26 protein-coding genes and 3 pseudogenes are annotated in these 25,164 nt (G+C 39.2%); 12 read left to right on the top strand and 17 right to left on the bottom strand.

What is annotated here, in order from left to right:
* Positions 1-9: 9 nt before the first annotated feature.
* Positions 10-351 (top strand): annotated as a pseudogene (locus EDD69_RS07710) (ATP-binding protein); the annotation flags it as partial.
* A gap of 257 nt (positions 352-608) precedes the next feature.
* Here EDD69_RS07710 and EDD69_RS15795 read toward each other — a convergent pair.
* Genes EDD69_RS15795 through EDD69_RS07695 form a run of 3 tightly spaced genes read right to left on the bottom strand, consistent with a single transcriptional unit; the run spans position 609 to position 2,421 of the window.
* A complete protein-coding gene (locus tag EDD69_RS15795) occupies positions 609-830 on the bottom strand; it encodes an IS3 family transposase (protein WP_132948402.1) in 222 nt (73 codons plus the stop codon).
* 51 nt (positions 831-881) lie between these two features.
* On the bottom strand, positions 882-1,337 hold the full coding sequence (locus EDD69_RS15755) for a CBO0543 family protein (RefSeq protein WP_132948366.1): 456 nt from the start codon (positions 1,335-1,337) through the stop codon (positions 882-884).
* A complete protein-coding gene (locus EDD69_RS07695) occupies positions 1,264-2,421 on the bottom strand; it encodes a DUF2515 domain-containing protein (RefSeq protein ID WP_132948365.1) in 1,158 nt (385 codons plus the stop codon). The genes EDD69_RS15755 and EDD69_RS07695 overlap by 74 nt, the downstream gene beginning before the upstream one ends.
* 79 nt (positions 2,422-2,500) lie before the next feature.
* Here EDD69_RS07695 and shc point away from each other — a divergent pair, with 79 nt between their 5' ends.
* The 5 genes from shc (at position 2,501) to EDD69_RS07670 (ending at position 9,117) form a co-directional block, all read left to right on the top strand.
* A complete protein-coding gene (shc, locus tag EDD69_RS07690) occupies positions 2,501-4,399 on the top strand; it encodes a squalene--hopene cyclase (RefSeq protein WP_132948364.1) in 1,899 nt (632 codons plus the stop codon).
* A gap of 230 nt (positions 4,400-4,629) precedes the next feature.
* On the top strand, positions 4,630-5,520 hold the full coding sequence (locus EDD69_RS07685) for a DMT family transporter (protein ID WP_132948401.1): 891 nt from the start codon (positions 4,630-4,632) through the stop codon (positions 5,518-5,520).
* A 380-nt stretch (positions 5,521-5,900) separates the two neighbouring features.
* A complete protein-coding gene (locus EDD69_RS07680; RefSeq protein ID WP_132948363.1) occupies positions 5,901-6,998 on the top strand; it encodes a CotS family spore coat protein in 1,098 nt (365 codons plus the stop codon).
* A gap of 2 nt (positions 6,999-7,000) precedes the next feature.
* Positions 7,001-8,809, top strand: a complete 1,809-nt coding sequence (locus EDD69_RS15540) for a glycosyltransferase family 4 protein (protein WP_243643064.1) — start codon at positions 7,001-7,003, stop codon at positions 8,807-8,809.
* A 191-nt stretch (positions 8,810-9,000) separates the two neighbouring features.
* Entirely contained in the window at positions 9,001-9,117 is a 117-nt protein-coding gene (locus EDD69_RS07670) for a YjcZ family sporulation protein (protein ID WP_132948362.1), read from the top strand.
* 101 nt (positions 9,118-9,218) lie between these two features.
* On the opposite strand, the gene EDD69_RS07665 is transcribed toward EDD69_RS07670, so the two are convergent.
* The 5 genes from EDD69_RS07665 to EDD69_RS07645 all read right to left on the bottom strand — a co-directional run bounded on the left by EDD69_RS07665 (position 9,219) and on the right by EDD69_RS07645 (position 13,330).
* Positions 9,219-10,772, bottom strand: coding sequence for a DUF4179 domain-containing protein (locus tag EDD69_RS07665; RefSeq protein ID WP_132948361.1), 1,554 nt, complete (start codon positions 10,770-10,772; stop codon positions 9,219-9,221).
* Complete coding sequence (locus EDD69_RS07660; protein WP_132948360.1) at positions 10,769-11,329, bottom strand: RNA polymerase sigma factor; 561 nt, start codon at positions 11,327-11,329, stop codon at positions 10,769-10,771. Before EDD69_RS07660 ends, EDD69_RS07665 begins: the two co-directional genes overlap by 4 nt.
* A gap of 124 nt (positions 11,330-11,453) precedes the next feature.
* Positions 11,454-11,933: a DUF6141 family protein gene (locus EDD69_RS07655; protein WP_243643063.1), complete on the bottom strand. Its 480-nt coding sequence runs from the start codon at positions 11,931-11,933 to the stop codon at positions 11,454-11,456.
* 152 nt (positions 11,934-12,085) lie between these two features.
* Positions 12,086-12,976, bottom strand: coding sequence for a DMT family transporter (locus EDD69_RS07650; protein ID WP_132948359.1), 891 nt, complete (start codon positions 12,974-12,976; stop codon positions 12,086-12,088).
* A gap of 135 nt (positions 12,977-13,111) precedes the next feature.
* Positions 13,112-13,330: a hypothetical protein gene (locus tag EDD69_RS07645; protein WP_132948358.1), complete on the bottom strand. Its 219-nt coding sequence runs from the start codon at positions 13,328-13,330 to the stop codon at positions 13,112-13,114.
* A 133-nt stretch (positions 13,331-13,463) separates the two neighbouring features.
* On the opposite strand from EDD69_RS07645, the gene EDD69_RS07640 reads away from it, so the two are divergent.
* From EDD69_RS07640 to EDD69_RS07625, 4 genes and pseudogenes are all read left to right on the top strand, one after another.
* The gene (locus EDD69_RS07640) at positions 13,464-13,976 is read left to right on the top strand and encodes a GNAT family N-acetyltransferase (protein WP_132948357.1); all 513 of its coding nucleotides are present in this window, start codon (positions 13,464-13,466) and stop codon (positions 13,974-13,976) included.
* Positions 13,977-14,025: 49 nt separating this feature from the next.
* On the top strand, positions 14,026-14,472 hold the full coding sequence (locus EDD69_RS07635) for a DMT family transporter (RefSeq protein ID WP_132948356.1): 447 nt from the start codon (positions 14,026-14,028) through the stop codon (positions 14,470-14,472).
* Between the two features lie 179 nt (positions 14,473-14,651).
* The gene (locus tag EDD69_RS07630; protein ID WP_132948355.1) at positions 14,652-14,891 is read left to right on the top strand and encodes a transposase; all 240 of its coding nucleotides are present in this window, start codon (positions 14,652-14,654) and stop codon (positions 14,889-14,891) included.
* 34 nt (positions 14,892-14,925) lie between these two features.
* Positions 14,926-15,816: pseudogene (locus tag EDD69_RS07625) on the top strand (transposase).
* On the opposite strand, the gene EDD69_RS07620 reads toward EDD69_RS07625, so the two are convergent.
* From EDD69_RS07620 to EDD69_RS07590, 7 genes are all read right to left on the bottom strand, one after another.
* Positions 15,808-15,990, bottom strand: a complete 183-nt coding sequence (locus EDD69_RS07620) for a hypothetical protein (RefSeq protein ID WP_132948354.1) — start codon at positions 15,988-15,990, stop codon at positions 15,808-15,810. The pseudogene EDD69_RS07625 and the gene EDD69_RS07620 sit on opposite strands and share 9 nt — an antisense overlap.
* An 81-nt stretch (positions 15,991-16,071) precedes the next feature.
* Positions 16,072-17,022: a response regulator gene (locus tag EDD69_RS07615; RefSeq protein WP_132948353.1), complete on the bottom strand. Its 951-nt coding sequence runs from the start codon at positions 17,020-17,022 to the stop codon at positions 16,072-16,074.
* The gene (locus EDD69_RS07610) at positions 17,022-18,290 is read right to left on the bottom strand and encodes a sensor histidine kinase (protein ID WP_132948352.1); all 1,269 of its coding nucleotides are present in this window, start codon (positions 18,288-18,290) and stop codon (positions 17,022-17,024) included. The genes EDD69_RS07615 and EDD69_RS07610 overlap by 1 nt, the downstream gene beginning before the upstream one ends.
* A gap of 91 nt (positions 18,291-18,381) precedes the next feature.
* Positions 18,382-19,032: an amino acid ABC transporter permease gene (locus tag EDD69_RS07605; RefSeq protein WP_132948351.1), complete on the bottom strand. Its 651-nt coding sequence runs from the start codon at positions 19,030-19,032 to the stop codon at positions 18,382-18,384.
* Between the two features lie 14 nt (positions 19,033-19,046).
* Positions 19,047-19,700 (bottom strand): amino acid ABC transporter permease, encoded by a 654-nt coding sequence (locus EDD69_RS07600; protein ID WP_132948350.1) that lies wholly within the window; start codon positions 19,698-19,700, stop codon positions 19,047-19,049.
* Between the two features lie 82 nt (positions 19,701-19,782).
* Complete coding sequence (locus EDD69_RS07595; protein WP_132948399.1) at positions 19,783-20,631, bottom strand: transporter substrate-binding domain-containing protein; 849 nt, start codon at positions 20,629-20,631, stop codon at positions 19,783-19,785.
* Positions 20,632-20,666: 35 nt separating this feature from the next.
* Positions 20,667-21,395 (bottom strand): amino acid ABC transporter ATP-binding protein, encoded by a 729-nt coding sequence (locus EDD69_RS07590; protein ID WP_132948349.1) that lies wholly within the window; start codon positions 21,393-21,395, stop codon positions 20,667-20,669.
* 548 nt (positions 21,396-21,943) lie between these two features.
* Between EDD69_RS07590 and EDD69_RS07585 the strand changes: the two genes are divergently transcribed.
* Together EDD69_RS07585 and EDD69_RS07580 are read left to right on the top strand one after the other, a co-directional pair.
* Complete coding sequence (locus EDD69_RS07585) at positions 21,944-22,273, top strand: PTS sugar transporter subunit IIB (protein WP_132948398.1); 330 nt, start codon at positions 21,944-21,946, stop codon at positions 22,271-22,273.
* A 47-nt stretch (positions 22,274-22,320) separates the two neighbouring features.
* A pseudogene (locus tag EDD69_RS07580) lies at positions 22,321-23,088 on the top strand (polysaccharide deacetylase family protein).
* 69 nt (positions 23,089-23,157) lie between these two features.
* Here EDD69_RS07580 and EDD69_RS07575 read toward each other — a convergent pair.
* Positions 23,158-24,237 (bottom strand): iron-containing alcohol dehydrogenase family protein, encoded by a 1,080-nt coding sequence (locus tag EDD69_RS07575; RefSeq protein ID WP_132948348.1) that lies wholly within the window; start codon positions 24,235-24,237, stop codon positions 23,158-23,160.
* 63 nt (positions 24,238-24,300) lie between these two features.
* On the bottom strand, positions 24,301-25,134 hold the full coding sequence (locus EDD69_RS07570; RefSeq protein WP_132948347.1) for a MetQ/NlpA family ABC transporter substrate-binding protein: 834 nt from the start codon (positions 25,132-25,134) through the stop codon (positions 24,301-24,303).
* Positions 25,135-25,164 lie beyond the last annotated feature (30 nt).

Below are 25,164 nucleotides of genomic sequence, written 5' to 3'. Positions count from 1 at the left end.
GATATACAAACCGCAGATGATTTAGTAGCAGAATGTCGAAAGGCAAACGAAAAAAGGGACTCTCCAACGATTAGTGAATCGTTGGAGTTGTCCGAATGTGCTCATTATTGATGAAGTAGGTTATTTTCCTTTTGATGAGCTAACGGCGAATGTCTTTTTTCAGGTCGTATCGAAACGATATGAGTAAGGCTTCTATGATTCTCACATCGAATAAATCCTATCTCGAATGGGGAAAAGTATTCGGCGACGATGTATTAGCGACAGCGATTTTAGATCGTCAAAGGTGATTCTTACCGCCTACGGGAAAAGAAAAAAACAGGGGGATTTATCCCTATCCAATTATCTAATTAACCGTTCATAACGGGGAATTTCATTTAGTTGAAATTGGAGAATTTTAAATCGTTGTTGACATGCAATATTAATTTTGTGTATAACTAGCTTTACAATGGGATTTGTAAAAGGATTTTATTACATACATACTGTTTTTATTTTTGTGGTTCGTTATTGATTTATACAAAGTTATTAAAATTACAAAAGGTACAGAACAAAATGAAGTCCCTCTCGAATGAAGTGACCCCTGTCAAGTAGACAGGAATAAAAAAGCACATTTAAGCAGCCTGAGTCCTATATTCATAAGTACTCAGGTTGTTTAATTTCTTTTGGAAACGTTGGTGGTTATAAAAACGAATATATTTGTGTACGGCATCCTTCACCTCTTCGGCTGTGCGAAAAGAGTACAGATTGAAACACTCTGACTTGAAATGACTGAAGAAGTTTTCCATGCAGGCATTGTCCAAACAGTTTCCTTTTCTGGACATACTGACCTTTATATTGTATCTTTTTAGTAGGTTGTTGTATTGACGGGATGTATACTGGAACGTCTAGAGTGAGCTCATCCATCGGTAGAACTTCCAAATAATTGTTAAAAAAAGTGAATATCCAAAAAAGGAATAAAGATGGTCCCATTGGTCATTGTGAGCAAACCATCCGATTGCTTCCGATCGTTTTTCACTAATCATCATGATTAGACTAATTGTTACGATAAAAACTCCTTTTTTCCAAGTTTTCATCTTTTCTATAAAATAAAGGAAAAAAGTTGTTAGGATCGGTAGGCCAATCAGCGTAAAGGCAATGTTGATGGAAAAAATAGCTGGATATGGCCTAGCCGGAAAGCTGTACATTTGTTTTCCGACAAAATAAAGATCCAAATACGTTCCGACCCATGAGGCAAACAGAACGGTAGAAATATAAGCGGAAACATGTTTACTGCGGGCGAAAAATGGCTTTTTTCGCGATAATGGCAAGCTCCATTTTTTCGAGTGTTTTGCAGTATTCATCGGCAATCTCTCCATTTATCTCTTCATCTTGTTTATTTAAATAATGAATGATGGTCCAGTCATCGAACCAATCTCCTTTGTCTGCTTCTTCATGTGTAACGTTTTTCCATGCGTACGCTAATCTTGGACTATAGATTCGAGGGATTCCTTGTTGTATTTGGCAATTCTTAATGCGGCGTCTATAGGGTTTCCCCGGCACCGATTCATAAACGTCATTAAATAGGTGAGGCCAGTAATCTTTGCGAGTTCCCATGTGAGGGCAAGAAGCAGCCCACCGAACCAACTTATATAACATATCTTGCTTATGAAAAAGTAAGGAATATAACCGCTTTCCTAATAAAATCCGTTCATGAAGCGAACCGAAATGATGCAATGTTTGTCCGATAAGCCCGATCTTTTGCTTCTTGTATTCGTCATAGTAAGGAAAAAGAATATGATTTAAGCTAAGGAGATCTTGAAGCTTAAACTCGATTGTATGAAATACTTCTTTTTGAAAAAGGGGATTTTGGATGACTCGTTTTTCTAAGTAGCTTTGTTCGTTAATGACAAGAGCAATCGCGAGTATATAAGGGTCGCCATATTTCCAAAAGTGGTTCCAGATCGTTTCCATAAATGTGGATACATGAAAAATAGGGAGAAGGTAAAAAAGCGGTTTTTTCCTTTTTATGCTTTCTTCATAAAGCAAAAACTGCGGATATACATCCTGAAAAATAAGCCAATTTCCGCGCTCCAAAAAGGAAAAGAACGATTGTTGTTCCTGTTCGTTTAATAAATTGGATAGCAGTTCTCCCTTTAAGTCGGTCATATTCCAGCCGCCATTTCTTGATACCATATGTCCTAAAAACGCCCAATGAATTTCTGGATGACGCTGGTAAAAATCAAAGTATGCTTGTGTTCTTGTAATGTTGTTTTCATTTTTTATTTTTGTTTGAGTGAGTATCTGTTGAACTAACCTTTTTTCCTCTTTGGTTAAATCGGATTCTTTCATTGTTTTTATCTTGAAGCCTTTGCGCTTTTTCTTTAACTCATCCTTTATTTCAAAAAGAATTGGTGGTATAACTGTTTTTTTTATGATCCAAAAAATGTCGATCCCTCCTTCACGAATCGTTTTTCATATGCAGGAATAAGTATAGATAAGTGCTCACTTTTTTTAAATGAAAGGGATGGCGAATGTGAGGTTAAGCATTCAAAACGAAATGAACCGAATCGTAAATAAATTGAAATATGAACAATCTTCAGATGGATCATGGCATTATCCTTTTGAAACGGGCATTTCAACAGATGCTTATATGATCATCTTATTACGCACGTTGGAAATAAATGATGAAGACTTGATCCAAGCGTTAGTGGAGCGAATTGAAAGGAAGCAAGAAGAGAACGGAGCGTGGAAGCTCTTTTATGACGAAGGGGGAGGAAATGTAACGGCCACCGTTGAAGCCTATTATGCACTTCTTTATTCCGGATATCGAAAGAAAAGTGATCCAAACATGCAAGCGGCAAAACGGCGGATTTTAGAAATGGGTGGAATCGAAAGCGTGCAGATGTTTGCCAAATTTATGCTTGCTTTAACAGGACAATATCCGTGGCCAAAGTTTTTTCCTATTCCCATTGAAATGATCCTTTTGCCGCTTTCGTTTCCTATTAACTTTTTCGATTTTTCCGTTTATGGAAGAGCCAATCTTACACCTATTTTCATTTTAGCTGACAATCAATATCGTGTGAAAACGAAAAGAAGCCCTGATCTTTCCGACTTATTTGTTTCAAGATTGAAAGAAGAGGATGATTGGTCATCGTTCCAAGCGGATCGCTCTTTTCTTTCTTATGTGAAACAGGCAATCAAACATTTCATTGATTTACCGAAATCTATTCACTCTGCAGCCGTGCAACATGCTAAGCAATATATGTTAAACCGCATTGAGCCAGATGGAACATTTTATAGTTATTTCAGTTCTACGTTCTTCATGATTTTTGCTTTATTGTCGCTTGGGTATCCAAAAAATCACCTAACCATTACAAAAGCGATAAACGGCTTAAAATCTTTTATCTGTCAAATAAACGGCAATCCCCATATGCAATATACAACCGCAACCGTTTGGAACACTTCTTTAGTGAGCTATGCTTTACAAGAAGCAGGAGTTTCCGCTGCAGATCCCGTCATTCAAAAAGCAAACCGCTATCTCCTTTCACGGCAGCACGTTCGATATGGCGATTGGACGGTTCATAATCCGTACAGCATGCCGGGAGGATGGGGATTTTCGAACGTGAACACAATCAATCCCGATGTGGATGACACAACCGCTTCTTTACGAGCGATCCACAAATGGGTGATGAAAGAACCTTTATTCCGCCAGGCATGGGATCGAGGACTTAATTGGCTGTTCTCCATGCAAAATGACGATGGAGGTTACGCGGCGTTTGAAAAGAATGTCAATAAGCGCGTTTTACATCATATCCCGATTCAAGGGGCTGAGTTTATACTGACAGACCCGTCTACCGCAGACTTAACGGGAAGAACATTAGACTTTTTCGGAAATTTCACGAATTTATCTAAACAACATCCAGCTATTCAGCGCGAAGTGGAGTGGTTGATGGATCATCAGGAGAAAAACGGGGCTTGGTATGGAAGATGGGGGATTTGCTATATATATGGAACATGGGCTGCTGTCACCGGGCTGATTTCAGTGGGAGTCTCTCCGAAGCATCCAGTCATTCAAAAGGCGGTAAAATGGCTGTTAAAAATTCAGAACAACGATGGCGGGTGGGGCGAGTCATGTAAAAGCGATATCGAGAAAACGTACGTTCCGTTAGGAGCAAGTACGTTAACACATACAGCATGGGCGCTGGGTGCACTCATTGCTGTCTTTGGTGAACCTATACCGGAAATTCAGGCCGGAATCAAATTTCTGCTTCAATCCGCTGAAAGAGAAGACTGGACAACTTCTTATCCGACAGGGCAAGGAATGGCAGGGGGATTTTATATCCATTATCACAGTTATCCGTATGTATTTCCTTTACTAGCACTTAGTCATTATCAAAAGAAATTTGAAATCTCCCATGTTTGAATTTATGAATTTTTTGCTTCTACATTCGATAGACTGTTAGACATAGGCAGGGCGCTTTTTTCTCTGAAATGTTGGCTAAATCAGAGAATACCCTGTTTTTTTCTTTTGATCTAGCAACTTTACACAAAATTTTTTTTATACTAATTTGAGGAGAATTTTGTTAGTATTTGGGTAGCGATATTTCCACTTGTGGCAAGTTTCGGCTAATGTTAAAACGGAGGTTGGTTATGGTGAAGCATCGTTTTTTAGGTGCGATTTATCTATCATTGGCGGCAAGTATTTGGGGTGGAACGTTTGTCGTCAGCAAATATGTATTTGATTTCGTGCCGCCCATCACATTAGTGTGGCTTCGATACATCATCGCTTTTGTCGTGTTGTTTCTTATCTTGAAAGTCAATCAAATGAAAACGAAAATTCGTCCTTCTTTCAAACGAAAGGATTGGCTTTTAATCGGATGGATCGGGTTTATTGGTTATTTTGTTTCTGTTTCGCTGCAATTTATCGGGACAAAATTATCCGATGCCCATACCGGTGCGCTTATTACATCTGCAACGCCGGCATTTATTGTGTTGTTCGCAAGATTTATTTTGAAAGAATCGATCACCATTCGAAAACTGTTGGCTCTTTTTTTAGCGACGATCGGGGTTGTCATCGTGATTGGTTTACATACAAATGCGATGCACTTTTTTTGGGGGAATATCATTTTAGTTGGTGCGGCTGTTACTTGGGCGTTGCTGTCTGTGTACGTGAAGTTAGCATCTTCCCGTTTTTCTGTTTTGACCATCACCACGTACGCGATTCTTTTTGCCATTTTCTTTACCACCCCGTTCATGATCTGGGAAATTCAGTCGAGTGATGTGGTGCTGAACAACATTTATGTTATATTAGGAATTCTTTATCTCGGCGTTGTTTCAACGGCTGGAGCGTTTTTTCTCTGGAATAAGGGAATGGAAATGATGGATGCGGGAATAGGCTCTTTATTTTTCTTTTTCCAGCCGCTCGTCGGCTCATTTTTCGGTTGGCTCTTACTCGGAGAACATTTGGATCAAAACTTTTTTATCGGAGGATTTTTTATCCTAGCCGGAGCATTCGTTGTTGTGACAAGACAAAGCGAAAATTAAATTCCCAAGAACGAAGGCAGTTTTTATTTGCCTTCGTTTTTTTTACTTCTTACATACAAACGTCCCTTCAACGATTTACGTCCTTTTGGTTATTAGATATACATCCATGTGAAATTTTCCGATCAACTAATGATTTAGCCTAATCCAATTCTTCCTTAATAACATACCTTATTATGGACACATATGTTTAGTCATTTTCCCATACTCGATAGGAGCATTTCTGGAATGAAGAGATTTGAATAAAAAATCATATCAAAATGATCAAATTTCTTAACGGGTGAAAGAAGAACGATACAACGAGTCAATCCTTCCGGAAGGGATGTATGCCGAATTGCGAGAAGGCATGAAAAAAATCGTTATTTGATAGAGGGAGGGATCGTATGGAAAAGATCGTAATCGAACCGTGGATCGTTGATGAACTTACGCATGAATTTTTTGTACCCGACTATATTGAGCAATTAGCAGAAGAGGTTCTTAAAAGTTACGATTTATCCGTTCGGAGCATTCAAGTAGTCACAACTAAGCCGGACAAAGGCGGAGCTATTTGGAAGCTTGAGACAAATTCAGGGCCAAAAAGTTTGAAACTGTTACACCGAAGACCAACTAGAAGTTTGTTCAGTCTGGGGGCTCAAGAATATTTGGTTGATGTTCAGAAAGCAAGGGTGCCGCCCATTATAAAAACAAAGGACGGAAGCAATTATGTTGAAGCGGGTGGGAAGCTATGGTTCGTTGCCGAATGGATCGAACCATTGGCACCTGTTACAAAAGATTTGGAAGGAGCCAAGCAGCTTTGTTACGCTCTCGGTGAATTCCATCGTTTAAGCAAGGGGTATATTCCTCCTGAACAGGCTGAAATTGCTTCAAGATTGCGCAAGTGGCCAAAAAGCTATGAAAAGGTCATTACGAAAATGGATTGGTTTCGAAGCATTGCTAAAGCTTATGAGGAAACAGCGGCAAGTTCACACTTATTGAATGTGGTAGATATCTTTGAGGAGCAAGCAAAAAGGAGTCTAGAACGAATCAATCAATCCAGCTATTTTGAATTAATCAAGCAAGGAAATGCGTATTGGGGGTTAGTTCACCAGGACTATGGTTGGTCCAACGGACAAATGGGAGAAAACGGAATGTGGATTATTGACCTTGACGGTGTCGCATTTGACCTTCCGATTCGTGATTTAAGAAAGTTGATTTCCGGTACCATGGCAGATTTATATAGGTGGGATGTAGAGTGGGTACGGGAAATGATTAAGGCGTACCATGAAGCAAATCCGATCTCCGCTTCATTATATGAGGTTTTAATGATTGATTTGTCGCTGCCAACCGAATTTTATAAGAATATAAAAGAAGTCGTGTATGAACCTGAGCTATTTCTCAATGAACCAACAACAACACAATTAATTCAAACGATTGTCGAAACCGATCAGTCCAAGTGGCCTGTGTTGGAAGAAATCGAAAATGACTGGAAGGGAGTGGAATAAACGTGAAAATTTTGATGATTTGTACTGAAAAACTTCCGATTCCTCCTGTATTAGGAGGAGCGATCCAAACTTATATTGCCGGTATTCTTCCACATATAAGCAAATTTCATGATATTACGGTTTTGGGAATTAGTGATTCATCCCTTCCAGAACAAGAAACGATCAACGGAATTCATTATGTGCGCGTACCAGGAAAAATATTCGAAATCTATCGAGAGGGCGTTGTTCGTTATGTTGAATCGAATCAATTCGATCTTATCCACATTTTTAATCGTCCACGCCTCGTCATGCCCATCCGAAATGTAGCTCCCAAAGCAAAAATTACCTTAAGCATGCACAATGACATGTTCAATCCAGAAAAAATTGATCCAGAAGAAGCAAAAGCAGTATTAGGAGAAGTATCAAATATTGTAACGGTTAGTAATTATGTTGGAAATGTCATACGTGATCTATATCCAGAAGCTTCACCAAAGATACGCACGATTTATTCCGGGGTGGATACGGAGAGGTTTTTACCAGGAAATCATCCAAAGATGCAAAAAATACGCAATGAAATCCGTCGAGCCAATGGTTTAGAAAACAAAACGGTTATTTTATTTGCAGGAAGGCTTTCGCGTAATAAAGGGGTCGATAAATTAATTCGAGCGTTACCGGAGCTTTCAAAAAAATTTAAAGATTTAGCTCTCGTCATAGTAGGAAGTAAATGGTTTAGCCAAGAAGCTGTGACCGATTATATAGCCTATGTACGGGCATTAGCAAAAAAACTGCCAGTACCCGTTGTAACGACAGGATTTGTTTCACCGGATGAAATACAAAATTGGTTTGCTGCAGCGGATTTATTTGTATGTACTTCGCAATGGCAGGAACCGTTGGCGCGGGTGCACTATGAAACGATGGCAGCAGGTCTTCCAATCGTAACAACGGCAAGGGGAGGCAATCCAGAAGTGATTCTCATAAATGAGAACGGTCTTGTCGTGGAGAATCCGGAGGATCCGAGCTGTTTTGCAGAAAAGATTTCACAAATATTATCGGATAAGTCATTGATGAGAAGAATGGGGGAAAAAGGAAGAGAACTGGCTGTTTCTCGTTACCAGTGGGACAGAGTCGCTTCCGAGCTGCTTGAAGTTTGGGAACAATCGAAAGCAGTTGAACAAGAAAAAACGGATGAAGAACATGTTGTTGAAGCGGTAACAGTTGAATCGGTAACAGAAGAAGGTACGAAGGAACAAGTACTAGATGTATCAGCTGAAATGGCTTCCATTCGTAAACAATTAGAGGCAAACTTTGTGCAAAACGTTTTAGTTTTACAAGCGAAATTAGAAAAAGCCGAAGAGAAAGAAGAGCTTGCGAAGCATATCGCAAAAGAAAAACTAGAAAAGAAAATGAAGAAAAAATTAGCAAAGCTTGAAGAAAAAGAGCTTGAAGGCAAGAAAAAAATCGCTGAGTTAGAGGCAACACTGGCATCCGGTGAGATTGGCCAGGAAGAATATGAGAAAGAACAAGCCGCAATTCAAACACAATTAGTTGAGATGCGCGCGAAAATCGTTGAAGAAGCTCATGAACAAGTTGATAAAGCATCAAAAGAAATATTAGAAAAAGTTACTCCAAAACGTGAAAGTGAACATAAGAAGCAAGCCGTAGAACAATCTAACATTGTTTATGAGGATAATGTAGAACAGTCTAATGTTGTTTATGAAGATAATGAAGATGCAAACGTGCGGAAGAAACAAAGAGACAAGAAGAAAAGCGGCACGAGGAAGCAAAAAAAGCAGAAAAATGCAAATATTTGGGTGATTAGCAGTAAAAAATAAATCATAAAGATTGGATAAATGAGGAATTTTCCTTCGATTGATGAGTTCGTCCAATCCAATTTTTTTTAAGAACATATCTTAAAAGTAGGATTGCATATTTAGCCATTCCAATCATTCGTTTTTATGAGCTAGTAACAAACCGTTATTCTCATAAAAAATTGATTATCCACTATGGATGGGAGGTGATATAGATGAGTGATGGATTTCGCGGTACGTTTGCCTTAGTTGTTGTCTTATTCGTCTTACTTGTTATTGTGGGATGTGCTTGTACAGGTTTCGGCAGATTTGGAGGATATGGCGGTTATTAATTCTCCACAAGGTGACATGAAAACTCATTGACTCGTGAATGGGTGGTTTGAAAATACAAAAGGACAGATCCGCGATCTGTCCTTTTGTATGAAAGTGATTCTTACTTTTCTGAAGGAGATGGAATTGGAACTTTCCAATTTTCATCTTTGTATAAAACCGTTGCCGTTTTTAATGTGAGGGTGAGTTGTTTTGGCATTTGCTCGATTCCTTCTATTTCTAATTTGTTTTTTACTCGATAGGTCATTGAATGCTCATCATAGTCGATTGTAAATACGCTGGAAGAGCTCTTGTAGTTAATTTCTAATATATTTCCTTTCTCGTCGCTTAGCTCGTAACTAACTCCTCCAAGAGGTATTCTTTCTTCTATTTCTAATATTCCTACTCGTTTACCGTCTTTGTTTGTTTCCAGTTTAAAATTCTGAATGGTCAATAAGTTACCCTTGTAATCAAGCGAAACAGGTTTCTCGTTTAATTTGGTTGGGTGAAAGGTAATCGATTTATTTGGATACTCCATTCTTTCAATTCCACGAAAAACAAATGTCAGCTTTTCTCCCTTTGGAAGTGGGATAAATGAATTGCGCCAATGAATTGTCTCAGTTTGTTGAGAAGAGACTTGATTATGTTCAGAGAAGACGAGACCTGTTGAATTATAATCGAGTTTTTTCGGAAATGTTGTAGCAACTATGTTTCCTTTGCTGTCAATAATATCGTAAAGAAGTCTATGGAAGGATTTCTCCATTCCTCCATATTCGCGATGACTTTCTATTAATTGTTTCCCTTTTTCTGTCCACTTTGTTTCAAAATTTAAACTTGTTAAAGTAGGGGAATAAACAACATTTTTAAATGTAACAGCCAATCCTTCACGTGTTACATATTGTTTGTCGACAGGTAACGTTTTTGTTGCCATCATGCTTTTCTCAATATGAACAGGAACTTTTAAATTCCATTTTCCTTCGATTGAACCGATTTTATTGATTGTAATGTTGGCGAAAAGTTGTTTAGAATCGACAGCTGAATGGTTTAACTCAAACATCAGATCGGCGTAAGGATGGTGCGGAAACACACGATGAATATGTTGGGTTACAAATCGTCCTTTTTTTGTTCCATAATTTGTGCTTCGCGATACAATATCACCATCCTTATCTGTAATGTAAAACGCATTTAAATCTTTCACAAAATATTCAGTTCTTCCTGGTGCCCATTGCTCGGATTCGAAAAGGATGGTTGGGTCGATGAATTCACCGTTTTCGTTTTCTAAGCTGTAGGTGAGAATGAGGCGGTTTGTGTCTGCCATCACTTCTTTTACTTTTAATGTAATGCCGTTATCAGTAACGGAGTATTCTTTTTTTTCGGAAAACCCTTCTTTTGCGGCTGTTTGCAATCCTTCATCGAGGTCAGGACGAACAAAAAACGATTTGATATATGCGGCAAACGTTGGAGACAGATAAGCGCCCGCTGAGATGCCAATCGTTACCGAAGCGGCAGCAATGGTTAACCACTTTTTCCACTTTGAATTACGTAGCAGTTTTGGTTTTGCCTGTTCTTCTATTTGATAAGGAAGTTCTTTCGCAAAAGTAAATATACTTTCCGGAACTTTTATTTGATCGATTGATTTTTGTACTTCTTGTTTTAAAAAATCATCTTGGAATTTCAATGGAGTTCCTCCTTTCGATCTAATTGGTAATAGCGATACAGCAAGTTCCGCGCTTGGAATAGCCGTGATTTGACTGTGCCTTCTTTTATATTTAACAACTTGGCGATGTCGCTAATTTTCATGTCGTGATAGTAATGCAGCACAATAACGATGCGATATTTCATATCGAGCCTTAAAATGTAGGAGATTAATTCGCCTTTATATTCCTTATCAATTAAGTCATCAATCGGTAAATTTTTATGATCGGGTATGAACGAAAGAATATCCGTTATTTCTGCATAATTTTTTTCTTTTAAGTGCTTTCTTGCCAAGTCGATGGATCGATGAACGATAAGTTGGTGAAACCATGCGGAAAAGTTGTGAATTTCCTTATTTTCCATGATGGCACGATATGCTTCCAATAAGCTATTCTGCACGGCATCTTCCGCATCATGATGGGAACGCAAAATCGTAAACGCAATGCGATACGCTTTTGCTAAATGAGGCGACACCAACTCATAAAAAGCGTCTTTTATGCCGCTTCTGCACTTGAGCAAAAGCTCTTGATCGCTATTCATACAGACCCCTCCTTTCTTTACCAAAATTGATTTCTACTATGTAGGCGAAGTGGAGGAGAAGATGGTTCATTTTTTCTCAAAAATACAGAAAAAAGGTTGCCGGAAATCAAGCAACCTGTTTTTGTTAATCCAATTTTATATAGTGCACAAGTTCTTCCGATTTTTCCGAACCGATTAAAACCTGTTTGCCGTTTTTGAATTCAATCAATATCCCTTTGTTTCCTCGCATATTGTAAGCCCAGCCTTTTGTTGGATGCCAGCGGATTCCCCAGCCGCCGTAAACGAAAGGGTTGTATGTACACGCTTTGACATGTTTTATTTCATGGTAAGCGAAAAAACGTTTGACAAATGGAACAAAGCGTACATAAATGCCGTCTTCGCGGATTTCTGTAACTAGCTTCATGTAGAGAAAGATAAAAGGAGTTAGAATTCCAAATGCAATCCAAATAATCCATATTTCTGTATTGCTGGCAGGGGTGTTCCCGAACGGAACCCTAAAAATAATTTGTTGGAAAAATTCGTACCATGATAGACAAGCGATCAAGATAACAGGAACGTAAAAGTACCATGGAGCACGTTGTACTTCGCGAATGTAAACCTTCATCTTTTTCTCCTCCCGTTAATCTATTTACGGAGTTAGGTCTGTAATAAAACGATGCGATGATTAGAAATATGGATGGCAGTTGCGGTGTTTTAGAAATAACGTTCATAAGAAAACTTTTTTAACTTTGTACTGATCAGGAAGTAGGAAAGATACTATTCATTGGAAAGTTCATTACGTTTTAATGCGATTTTTACATCGGACATTAGAAAGATGCTTGTTAAAATAATGATTAATCCAACCATCATCCCCGATGTTACTTTCTCATCTAAAAAAACAATTCCCCAGATTACACCAAATAATGGAACAAGAAACGTCACGCTCAACGTTTTTGTCGGGCCTACGTTGGCAAGAAGGTAGAAATAGAATAAGTATGCGATGGATGTGCAAAATACGGCAAGCCCAATAACAGAATATACAACGATGGAGGGAATCGGCTTTGTTGGAACATAGATGATGGCTAAAGGAAGCAACAAAACCGCAGCTCCAAGTTGTTGGCCGATCGCCATGGTTAAAGAGGATATGCCCGTAAATGCTTTTTTGGCATAGATCCCTGCACATCCATAGGATAATGCTGCCAAAATCGATAATAATGCTGCAAACGCTGTTTGTGTTGAAAAAGGCACTGGGCTCCATCCGACTAAAACGAAAACGCCCAATGTCCCCATCGCGATTCCTAACCATTTTTTTGCATTCAACGGTTCTTTTAAAAAAAACATTGAGGCGAGAGCAGTAAACAAAGGAGTCGTTGAATTTAAGATCGCCGCCAAAGAAGCATTTAAGTACAACGTTGCAGTGGCAATGAATGTGAACGGAATGGCTGCATTCAAAGCGCCGAGTATTAAATACTCCTTCCAATGCTCTTTCATATTCGTCGTCTTTTTGAATAGCCAGGCATAGAGTAAAAGGACGATGCCAGCAAGAAGCACTCTCAGTTCGATTGTTAAAACCGGACCGATCACAGGGGAGGAAATCCGCATAAATAAAAAGGATGCCCCCCATAGAGCAGCAAGAAGGAATAAAGCCCCTATTTCTTTCATTTTCATGTTTTCTCTCTCCCGAATACGGAATGTTTCTGTGAATGAATTGGTTGGTGATTCTTCCAAATGTTTTCTGAAAAATCGTATAGAATGAATATAACATATTTTGGTGTATATTTCTTCTTTCATTTTTCGTGTAAGTCAAGTTTTTGCGAGAGGTTTGAAGGAAGGTGGGGAGAGAAGAGAGAAAGAAGAGAGGGATAACATATTATTTTGGAGTATATATGATAAGCTTAATTTTCCGACATAAACAAGCTTTTCTGCCACTTCTCCGAACAAAAACGCCATCAGACAAATGAATTTGTCTGTCATGCGTTTTACGTTCGGAATCGGCATGCTTCTAGCATGCCGGGGCGGCAAGAAACATCTTGCCGCCTATGGCAGAAAAGCGGTCTTCTATTCATGATGAGATATGTCGGAAACTCAACTTGAATCTATATAGATGCGAAATAGATGCGAAAATCGAAATTCGATTTGAGGAGGAGGACTCAACATGATTAGACATATTCAAGAGAAGGATTTAAACGATATTTTAGAGATTTATAACGATGCAATCATCAATACGACGGCCGTTTATGACTATAAACCTTATACAATGGAATATATAAAGTCATGGTATAAACAGAAGATCGAAGGCGGGTATCCAGTTCTAGTGTTCGAGGAAAATAATAAGGTTATTGGTTTTGCTACTTTTGGTCCATTTCGAACACGCCCAGCATATAAATATACCATTGAGCATTCCGTTTATGTACATAAAGATTATCGAAAAAAAGGAATTGGCACCAAATTGTTAAAGAAACTTATAAGAATTGCCAATGAACAAGAATATGCCACACTTGTTGCTGGAATTGATTCGGCTAATGAAGAAAGCATAAAATTACACGAACGATTAGGTTTTACCTATTCAGGAACAATCAAAAAAGCAGGCTTTAAGTTTGGCAAATGGCTTGATCTTGTTTTTTACCAGTTGGATCTGAATGGTCCTGAAAAACCGACAGAAGAGTAAAGTCCCAAAACAATAGATTGTCATGAATCACTTATTAGGAGAGGATAAAATGAAAATATTGTATATCATTTTAGCTTTGTTAGGCGGAATGATGGCGGGGATTCAGGCTCCTATAAACGGAAGTCTCGGCAAAAAAATCGGCAGTGTTGAAGGCGCGTTTACTTCATTTTTTGTCGGAACGCTATTTTTAACATTTTTGGTTTTATTTATTGGAAAAGGGCAAATCACTCATTTGCTTCAAGTACCTAAATGGAATTTGCTTGGCGGTTTGTTAGGGGCCCTTTTCGTGACTTTCGCGATTATTTCTGTACCGAATATAGGGGTGGCATTAACCATTTTTGCAGCCATCATTGGGCAAGTGATCATCAGCATGATCATTGATCATTTTGGTTTGTTCGGCGTGCAAAAAAATCCGATGAATGTAAACCGTTTGCTTGGTTTAGGGTTCATGTTGACGGCTCTGTTCTTTATATATCGGGGGAGTGTTTCATCATAGAACAGAGAATAAACTTTTTTCTAAAAAGATGTCCTTGCATAGCGAAGAAGAGCCTTACGAATGGGCTCTTCTTTTTTAGTAAAATACTTGATCACTCATTAGCCCGCTAATGAATTTGGACACTCGATAAGGTGTTTTTTATAATCGAAGTGACCAAATGAAGGGGGCTTTTGATATACATGAAACGAAGAAAACATTCGAAGGAATTTAAGCTACAAGTAGTGAAAGAAGCATTAGAAGTCGGAAATAAAGCATTGGTAGCTAGAAGATACGAGCTTAGCCCTAATCTCGTACAAAGAGGGGTGAAGGCATACGAAGAAGGACAACTAGGGCAAGAAATCGTTTCCTCTCCTTCTTCAGCTGAAATCAAAAGGCTGGAGGAAGAAAAAATCCACCGTCTTGGAAATCATATACAGTGACCAAAAAACACATTTCCAAGGGATGGACACTATCATGATTTCCAATTTTGTTACTGAACATGCAATAAATAGCGAAATGGATCCTCTTTTACAGGCGTTATTTCAATACATCGATCAACTTTCTTTCCCAGAAACATCTTATATGACAGGACGACCACCGATTTCGAAAAAATCATTATTAAAATGTTTCTTTTTAAAAACCTATTTTTCCATTGACTCTTTACGCCAGTTAGTTGATACACTCGATCGATTTGGCTATCTCCGGTGGATTTGCGGCCTGAAAGAGGTTCCCCATCTATCTACGTTTTCACGTGCAGGTAAGTGGTTTCGAGAACAAGGCTTTTCCGTTTTTAACGCCCAACTTCTCAAAGATTTAGGAGTTCGGTATCCAAAAATCGTCATCATCGACAGTACCGTACTCCGAAGCAGTCTCTATGATTCTCAAGCGAGATGGGGAATTTCGACTCGGTATAACTGGTTCAAAGGATATAAGTTGCACCTTTGTACAACTACTAGAGGAATCATCTTATCCCATGTCTTCACGACGGCCAATCGAAATGATGCAGCCGTTGCGCTCAAATTATTTCCGTCTGTGAAGGAATGGGACATTGAGTTTGCCCTTGGAGATGCCGCCTACGACAGTGAAAAAGTCCGTCAAATGGCCAAATAAATCGGAATCTTTTTTGTTTCACCAATTAATCCTCGAAATAGTGATAAACGAAAAGATGCCTATGGTCGAGTGATTCCTCCGTTTTTGAAAACAGAATTCGGAAAGTGGTTGTTTCGTTTTCGCAACTCAATCGAGCAGACATTTAACCGTTTAAAGAATGATGGTTTAGAACAACCACGTTGGTATGGGTTTCATCGCTATTTACTGCATGTACAATTATGCATTCTTATGCACAATTTTGAGTTTTTACTCTAGTTTTGCAACACCATCGGTTCTTAAAAAGAGAACTATATATGATAAGCTTAATTTTCCGACATAAACAAGCTTTTCTGCCACTTCCCCGAACGAAAACGCCATCAGACAAATGAATTTGTCTGTCATGCGTTTTACGTTCGGAATCGGCATGCTTCTAGCATGCCGGGGCGGCAAGAAAAATCTTGCCGCCTATGGCAGAAAAGCGGTCTTCTATTCATGATGAGATATGTCGGAAACTCAACTTGAATCTATGTACTAATCATAAATGCTTTTCACTTCCATATAAAAGGCGGACAAAAATTTTCTCACATTGATTCGGCATTTCGTTGTTTTTTCGCCAGCTTCTAGTTCCTGCATGCGAAGGCGGATTTCCTCGAAATCAAACAAGCGTGGGGCGAAGTGCTCGAAGGTGGGATTCGCGTAGTCGGTTAAACCAAGCGAAGATAAGTGGGTAAAGGCTTGAAAGACCAACCGACGAATTCGCTGTTCCATGGCGCGCATTTCTTTTTGAAGCGAATGTTCATCTTGGGTACTGTGCATTTGACACAATATTTGCATATATAATTCTTTCAGCTGTGGCAAATCGTGTATCGTTTTTCCTCTCCGTTCTCTTTCTGACAACCACTTCATAATATGCAATAAATCAGATGACCCAGCTTCACCGGCAATGCCTAATACAAGAAGAAGTTGTCGTACCTTCTGTTCAAGACTATTTTTCTCGTAAGTATAAGTAATGGAACGATGCAATGAATAATTGCTGTCGAAATCATAGCTATTTTTTCTTTTGTCATCTACCACTTGCAAAAATCGGCGAATGGAATCAAGTGAAGAAACGAGAGAAAGATGATCAGCTACTCTTTTTAATACGGATATGACTTCATAACGGTTAATCGGTTTTTGAATATATGTATCTACGCCATGAAGGTAAGCTTGCCCCACCATCTCCTTGTTTTCTACCTGAGAAATCATAACAAACGGGCCAGTAAATCCTTCCGCCTTTAATTTTTTCATTGTTTGAATCCCATCAAGGCCCGGCATCAGCAGATCGATTAGCACTACATCGACTGAGTACAACTGGTCGATCGATACGTGAAGGCCGTCCTCTGCTTGTCCTACTACTTCACCAAGTCCGCTTTCCGTAATGATTTTCTCTAGCATTTTTCGAATAACAGCATCATCTTCAATTAGAAAAAAACGTAGCGACATTAGGTAGCCTCCTTTCGAAACAGTTGATCAGCCGGAATTCTGACTTGAAACTGTGTTCGATTGTACTCATCGTACGTTAACTGTATACGCCCCTTGAAACTTTGGACAATCTCCTGCGCATGGGTTAATCCAATCCCTGTTGATGGGTTTCCGTTTTCATCATATTTTGTCGTAAATCCCGGTTGAAACACCCAATCCCAGTCTTCTTTAGGAATTCCCGGACCGGAGTCGGTAACGTAGAACACGATTTCTTCCTGATCCAACTCAGCACGAAGTCCAATCCATCCTGAAGAGGAAATGGCTTCGACAGCATTTGATACTAAATTATTCAACACAGAAAGAAGTGCATATACATGGTTAGTGGACAAATTCACGCTGCATTCCTCACTAAAACGAATCGATTTTCCTAATAGTTCCGCATATTTTTGGTTGGCGCGAATGACCATTCCACAAAGCTCCGTTATCGGAAGACGCAAATTCAACTGTTCTTGCTTCATTAGTTTGGACAAACCAGCCAAAATTCGTTGCGAATCTTTTTTTACTTCGTGTACATGTTCTGCAATGTAGAGGGCTGTGCTCGGTTCCACTTTTTCTGATTCCATTAGTTGCATATAAAGTTCATAGCTTTTTCGTGTAATTTCTTCCATGTGGCTCATGGACTTACGCAAGTAGAACATTTCCTCATAGAGGCTCGTATTAATCATGACAAGACGCTCCAACTCCTGCCGACGCGCTTCTCCAAAAGTTCGTATTTGCTGAATCTTTAAAATATTGTACAATCCTACCACGCAGAAACTTCGAAAAGTGCCGAATAAAAGTAACATAAAAATGATCTCGCGTGTGACCACAAGAGATTCCCCAAGAAGCTGCCGAATGAGCAATTCAATGATATTAGAGGCGAAATCAATTGCTGCACCAAGCAACCCTACGCGAATTGGAAACTCCATGTATTGGAGAATCCTAGTTACATGCACAAATAAAGCAAAGCTAAAATAGTAAAAAGCGGCCGGTAAATGGGTCAATAGACTATCGAACCATAATGCTTGTCCCATCAGCATATCAATAGCGATTCGGAATCCCATAATAAACAGTCCCGTGCAAAAACCGGTGAGCAGGATCGGAATGGACTGAAACCAGATGAGACCAAAAAAGAACACAGCGCTCCCTAATGAAAAGCGGAAAAAGCTTCCGAACGGATTCACTTTCATTTCTCCGAAAAGGGCGGTAGCTAGCATAAGAATTACGAATATTAAAAGGCGTTCACGCATCGTTTTCTCCTTTTCCATTCTGAAACGAATAATCCCCATTTCCTATTATACAGGAAACGGAGATTAAGAAGATATTGGAATTTTTGTTGTTTTATAGGTATCTATTCTCTAATCGTCTAGAAATCAATGATAATGAGTAGTTTACGATAAAGTACATGATAGCAACTAGCAAGAAAATAGGAATCACATAATTCACATTTCTGCCGTTAATAATTTGAGCGTGATTCATCAGTTCCGGTAACGCAATGACGACCGCTAACGAGGTGTCTTTCAATAAAGAGATGAACTGTCCTACAATCGGCGGAACCATACGGCGCAGCGCTTGCGGCAGTATGATGTGCCATAACGTTTGCATATAAGTAAGTCCGGATGAGCGAGCGGCTTCAATCTGTCCTTTTTCGATTGAATTTAATCCGCTGCGGACAATTTCCGACAGCATCGCTGATTCAAAAATGACCAACGCTAAAATGGCCGCATAAAATTTGTCGAGTTTCAAACCGATCTCTGGAAGGGCAAAGTAGGTAAAGAAAATAATCAACAACAGCGGCAGGTTGCGAATCGTTTCCACTCCTACCGCTAGAACTTGGGAAACGACAGGAATTCGTCCATAGCGCAACACTCCAATCACGATGCCAATGGCAAAACTGAACACAATGGATATAAAAGCGACTTCAAGCGTAACCAAAAAACCTTCGAGCAAAAATTTCAAATGAGCAGGAGAGTATGCACCGATAAAATCCATTTGTCATCCTCCTTTTATCGGCTTCTGGCCAAGCGGCGCTCAAGAAAACCAACGCCGAGGCTGAGCGGAACGGTTAAAATGAGATAAAACATGGCGACGAAAATATACACGTCAAAGGTAACAAACGTTTCCGAGGAGATTAAGTCTCCAAAGTACATGAGGTCAAGTCCAGCAATCACGCCAAGGACGGAAGAGTTTTTGACGAGATTGATAAATTGATTGCCAAGCGGTGGTATAACCATTTTAATCGCTTGAGGCAAGATAATATAGCGCATCGTTTGCAGATAGGTAAGCCCTGATGAGCGTCCTGCTTCCATCTGGCCTTTCGGAACAGCGAGAATTCCTGCTCGAATGACTTCGGCGATGAAAGCGGCGGTGTAAACGGTAAGCCCTAAAGTTCCGGCCGTGAACGAATCCAAACGAATGCCGATTGTGGGGAGGCCCACAAAGAAAACAAATACGATTAGAATGAGCGGGATGTTTCGTATAAATTCGACGTATGCCGTCCCTAACCAATTTAACGGACGTACGGGTGCAATGCGAAAAACAGCAATGATTGTTCCGAGTGCTAAGCTGCTGATTAAGGCAAGGAAACTAGATTTCAACGTGTTTGTGAACCCTTGCATATACATATCCCAATGTTCAATAAGAATGGAATAATTAAGCATCTTGTTGTGATCCCCCTTTACGCTTTAGAAGAAGCAGATGAGCGGAAGGGAATCCGCTCATCTGTTTATATACCAAAATTTTTTATTGTTTCGGCTTTTCTCCGATCCATTTTTCATAAATTTTGTCATATTCACCGCTAGCTTTCAATTCTTTGAGATATTCGTTGATGACGTTTAGAAGTTCCTGATCGCCTTTTCGTACAGCGATTCCATATGGCTCTTCAGTAAAGGTTTCGTCGACAACTCGGTAATTAGGGTCTTGCTTCGCCATACCATAGAGTAGTGCATTGTCCGTCGTCAACGCATCACCTTGTCCAGCTTTTAAGGCTGTAAACGCTTCCGCGTAGTTTTCAAACTCCAAAACGGTTGCTTCTGGGGCTTTTTCACGAATGTTTTGAGCGGAGGTAGATCCCTTAGCCGTTAAAACGGTTACGCCTTTTTTAATATCTTTAATACTGTTGATTTTACTGTCTTTTTTGACGAGTAAGGATTGACCAGCCATGAAGTAGACATCAGAGAAGTCAACTTCCTTTTTCCGTTCTTCTGTAATAGTCATTGTCGCAATGATCGCATCGATTTCTCCATTATTTAGCATTGGAATGCGAGTTTTTGACGTTACTTCTTTTAACTCAATTTTGTTTTCATCGCCAAGAATTTTCTTTGCCAATCCTTTGGCAATATCGATATCAAATCCTTCTACTTCTCCAGTTTGTGGGTTTTTTAAACCAAAGAGATTCAAATCATACTTGACACCAACAATGAGTTTGCCTCTTTCTTTGATTTTATCCAACGTGCTTTCTGTTGCTGGCGCTTCCGTTGTTTTCGAGTCGTTTTCTTTGCTTCCTGTCGAAGTTTCGCTGCTGCTGCAACCAACTAAAGCAATTGCGCTAAGCATCGTAGCGAGGCCAATTCCAATGATTTTTTTCCACATGTTTTTTAAATTCACTTGAAAATCCCCCTTTATTATTAGTGGTTAAGAATGCGGCTGAGAAACAGACGGGCTCGTTCTTCGCGAGGATTGGCAAAAAACTGTTCTGGTGGAGCTTCCTCGAGAATTCTCCCTTGGTCCATGAATACAATGCGATCCGCTACTTCACGGGCAAATCCCATTTCATGGGTCACAACGACCATCGTCATGCCTTCTTTCGCAAGCTTTTTCATGACATCTAGCACTTCTCCGATCGTCTCTGGATCGAGTGCCGATGTCGGTTCATCGAACAACATAATTTTCGGTTTCATCGCTAGCCCGCGGGCAATGGCGACACGTTGTTGCTGTCCGCCTGACAATTCCGCCGGATAAGCATTCGCTTTATCCGGAATTCCTACTTTTTCTAAGTAGTACATCGCGGTTTCTTTTGCTTCTTTCTCCGAAACTCCTAATACTTTCATCGGTGCTAATGTAATGTTTTGAAGCACGGTTTTATGTGGGTACAAGTTAAAGTGCTGAAACACCATACCGATGTTACGCCGCAAGTTGTTAATATCCGTATTTTTGTCGTTTACTTTTACGCTATCGACAATCAATTCGCCGCTTGTGATGGTTTCAAGGCGATTAATACAGCGAACTAACGTACTTTTCCCAGAACCAGACGGTCCGATGATTACGACTACTTCTCCTTGATGAATCGAAAGGTTTATATCCTTAAGGACATGGAAGTTCCCGTAATGTTTATTGACTTGGCGAAAATGAATCAATGAAATCCCTCCTTTCCGTATTTAATTAAAAATATTTAATATTTTCGGAATTTATTGTAAGAACTAATCTACTAAAATCGACAAAAAACAACCATAAATGCTTTAAAAAATGAAAATTTTTGTTTTCTCGAGTGAATTGATTTCTGTTATCATAAAGGAAATTGAAAATGATAATGTTTATCAATAGAGCGTTAGAACCTTATTATGAGGTTAGTCATCGTCTCACAAAAAATTGCTAGGCAGTCTTGTCGATGATCATAAAAAGGTGCAACAATTGTTGAAATGTAAGACTTATCAAGAGTTTATCACCGTATTTCTAAAGAAAAAATAGACTGAACAAAGTAGATAGATACACTCATTAACCAGTATGTTTTGTTATTTGATCGAAACATACTGGTTTTTTTGTTTTACATATGCATTTTGATACTTATTAAAACTTTTCCTTTAGGTAACGGAAAAAGGATGTGTTTAGATGTAAGCGTTATTACAATACAATGAAAACACAGAAAGATGAATCCAATATCGTTGCAAAGAAGGGAGTATTGCATATGAATATCTTGCTTTGTTGTGCAGCAGGAATGTCTACAAGCTTATTAGTAACAAAAATGGAGAAAAGTGCAGCTGAGAAGGGGATGAAATGCAAAATTTGGGCAGTCCCAGGCGATGCAGTAAGAAATCATATCAACGATGCAGACGTTCTTCTCTTAGGGTCACAAGTTCGGTATATGTTACCAGAGCTTAAAAAACTTGGAGAAGCCAATCATGTTCCGGTTGGTGTGATTAACTATAAAGGCTGTGAAGAGCGTGCAGAAGAGAAAAGAAGTGGAACTACAATGGCAAATGGTGCGCTTGGAGACGGTGACGATCATCACTTTTAAGTCTTCGAATACAAACAACGAGTTCATACCAGAAAGTGTTGGTGCTGATGAAAAAGAAAAAGTTTTTTAAATGGTTAATCTTCATCATAAGTTGTTCTGTTGTTCTGTCGTTTATTTCTGTATTATCCATAAAAGCGAATCATAATAAAGGACGAAGGTTTTATGAAGAACAAGGAAAAGCGATTTGGGAAGTACCAACCAAAGAGAAAGTCATTGCATTGACATTCGATGATGGACCAAGTTCAACATATACTCCGCAAATTCTAGATATTTTAAAACAATACAAAGCCAAGGCCACCTTTTTTGTAGTTGGTTCCCGTGTAAAAGCTCACCCCGATATAGTAAAACGGGAAATTTTAGATGGTCATGAATTGGCTAACCACACATACAATCATTCAAATTTCAGAGGGCTTACAGAAGAAGAAATCAGAAAAGAATTAAGAAAAGCAAAACAAATCATTGTTGAATTGACTGGATTTTCTCCTAAATTATTTCGTCCGCCAGGAGGATATTATAATGAAATCATCATCAATGTTGCAAACCAAGAAGGCTATACAGTCGTGATGTGGTCATGGCATCAAGATACATATGATTGGAAACAACCGGGCGTCCGGAATATTGTAAAAAAGGTTTTGTCTAATGCTCGAAATGGAGATATTGTCTTATTTCATGATTAAGGTGGAAATCGTCGTCAAACGATCGAAGCCCTCAAAAAAATTTTACCTGAACTTAAAAAAAGAGGATACAAATTCGTTACCGTATCAGAATTGCTAAAAATGCATCCAAACTATAGATATCTTGACTTATCAGGATGACGTAAAATCTGTCTAGTGATCGAAAGCCAGCCGGAAGAATAAGACCTTCCTCCTGGCTTTCAAAATCGTTTATAAGGATCCAAACTTCTCAAGTTGATCAAATGCTTCTACGATTTTTTCGCGATCAACAGGGATATTCATGAGATGAATGGATTCATGTGGCTTGATGATTTCTTCAGCAATGTACATGAGTTTTTCTTTTTCTGTTGCATCAAGACCGAGTTGTTTTAACGTATAAGGCAGCTTTAAATCGCGATAAAATGGAAGCAAACGATGAATTTCATCCCAATTTTCTTCAAGGGCTAGCTGAACGAGAATCCCGTATGCCACTTTTTCGCCATGCAATAAATGATGGGTTTCGGGTATCTTCGTTAATCCGTTATGAACGGAATGCGCTCCAGCTATTCTTCCATATCGATCCCCAAACCCTCCAACCATTCCGCCGGCCATAATGATCGCTTCAATTACTTGGCGAAACGATGAGGTATCCCGTTTTTCTATTAAGTCGTTTATGGCTGCTCGACCGTGTTCGAGCAACACCGTTTTACAAAGATAGGCCGTTTGGTGAGCGATTTTTACGGAAAGGGGAGGGTTGTTTACTTGGCGAATGATGCAATCGGCTTCATACCATTTGGCAAGTGTATCTGCAATTCCCGCTCGAAGATAAGCGACTGGTGAATGTAACAATATTCTTGTATCTACTAAAACGATTGACGGAGATTTTGGAAAAACATCATAGCGAATAAATATTCCATTTTCGTCATAAATCACGCTAAGAGGTGTCCAAGCTGCACAAGTAGAAGCAAGGGTTGGGATTAGTACCACATCAAGATGCACTTGATTGGCAACAGCTTTGGCCAAATCTAGCACTTTTCCGCCACCAATTCCAATGACTACGTCAAAATGAGTACAAAGTGCAGATAATCGTTCAATTTCAGACAATGAACATTCTCCCTTATATGGGAAAAAGGAATAAGCGAATTTACCGCTTTTAGGGAAATATGGTTCAGCTGCTTGCCATGACCGTTCTCCGCAAATGACAAAACCATTTGTAAAGCCATGTCTTTGTAACAAAGCTTCAAGATGAGTTAATACTCCGTTTTCGCATACATAATAATTAGGAGCGCCGCGAACTTCGATGATGTCCATTATTATTCCTCCTTTTGTAGATAGGGAAAAACGCCGCAAAAGAGCGGCGTTTGCCATACGGATTTACTGTTTTCGTTTTAACATCCACTCCGGTTTGCCGAAACCTTTAAATTGTTCATCAATCACTTTTTCAAACTCTTCGGATTTAACTGCTTCTTTAATATCTTTTACAAATGGTTTGTTCAAATCTTTTGTATTAACTACAACACGGTTGCGGTATTGATCAGGCATCTTTTCTAATACCAGTGCGTCAAGAAGGTTCATTTTTGCTGCTAATGCATAGTTTCCAGGAACGGCAGCTAAATCAACGCTTTCGACCGCACGAGGCAATTGACCTGCTTCGATTGGCTTAAACTGAAGGTTTTTTACATTTTCCTTTATATCTTTCTCAGAGACCGTTAATGGATTGGCTGATGGGTCGAGCTTAATAAATCCTGCATCTTGTAAGATTAAGAACGCTCGTGCTGCGTTTGTCGGGTCGTTAGGAATCGCAATCTCACTGCCTTCTTTCACTTCGTCTAGCGACTTAAATTTTTTTGAGTAAATGCCCATTGGCGCAGTCGGAACGATAATCACTTCCGAAAGATCAAGATTATGTTCTTTCGCGAATGTCTCCATATAAATTTTGTGCTGGAATAGGTTAGCATCTAAATCACCATTAGCAAGAGCTAAGTTTGGTTGAATGTAGTCGCTGAATTCTACAACTTTTACTTTATAGCCTTTCTTTTCAAGAATTGGTTTAATCGCTTTATTCACCATATCGCTGTAAGGACCGGAAGTAGCTCCGATGGTAATTTCTTTTTTCTCTTGCGTATTCGATGTTGTTTTCTCTCCGCTGCAGGCGACAAGAAGCCCGAAGGATAGCAGTAAAACGAGAAAGATTGATCGTTTTTTCATAAAAAAACCCCCTATATATAAATTTTTTAT

Origin of the sequence: Thermolongibacillus altinsuensis (assembly GCF_004341205.1) — a bacterium.
Classification (GTDB): Bacteria; Bacillota; Bacilli; order Bacillales; family Anoxybacillaceae; genus Thermolongibacillus; species Thermolongibacillus altinsuensis.
Note: the sequence above shows the minus strand (reverse complement) of the source record. Positions and strands in the feature narration are given on the sequence as shown.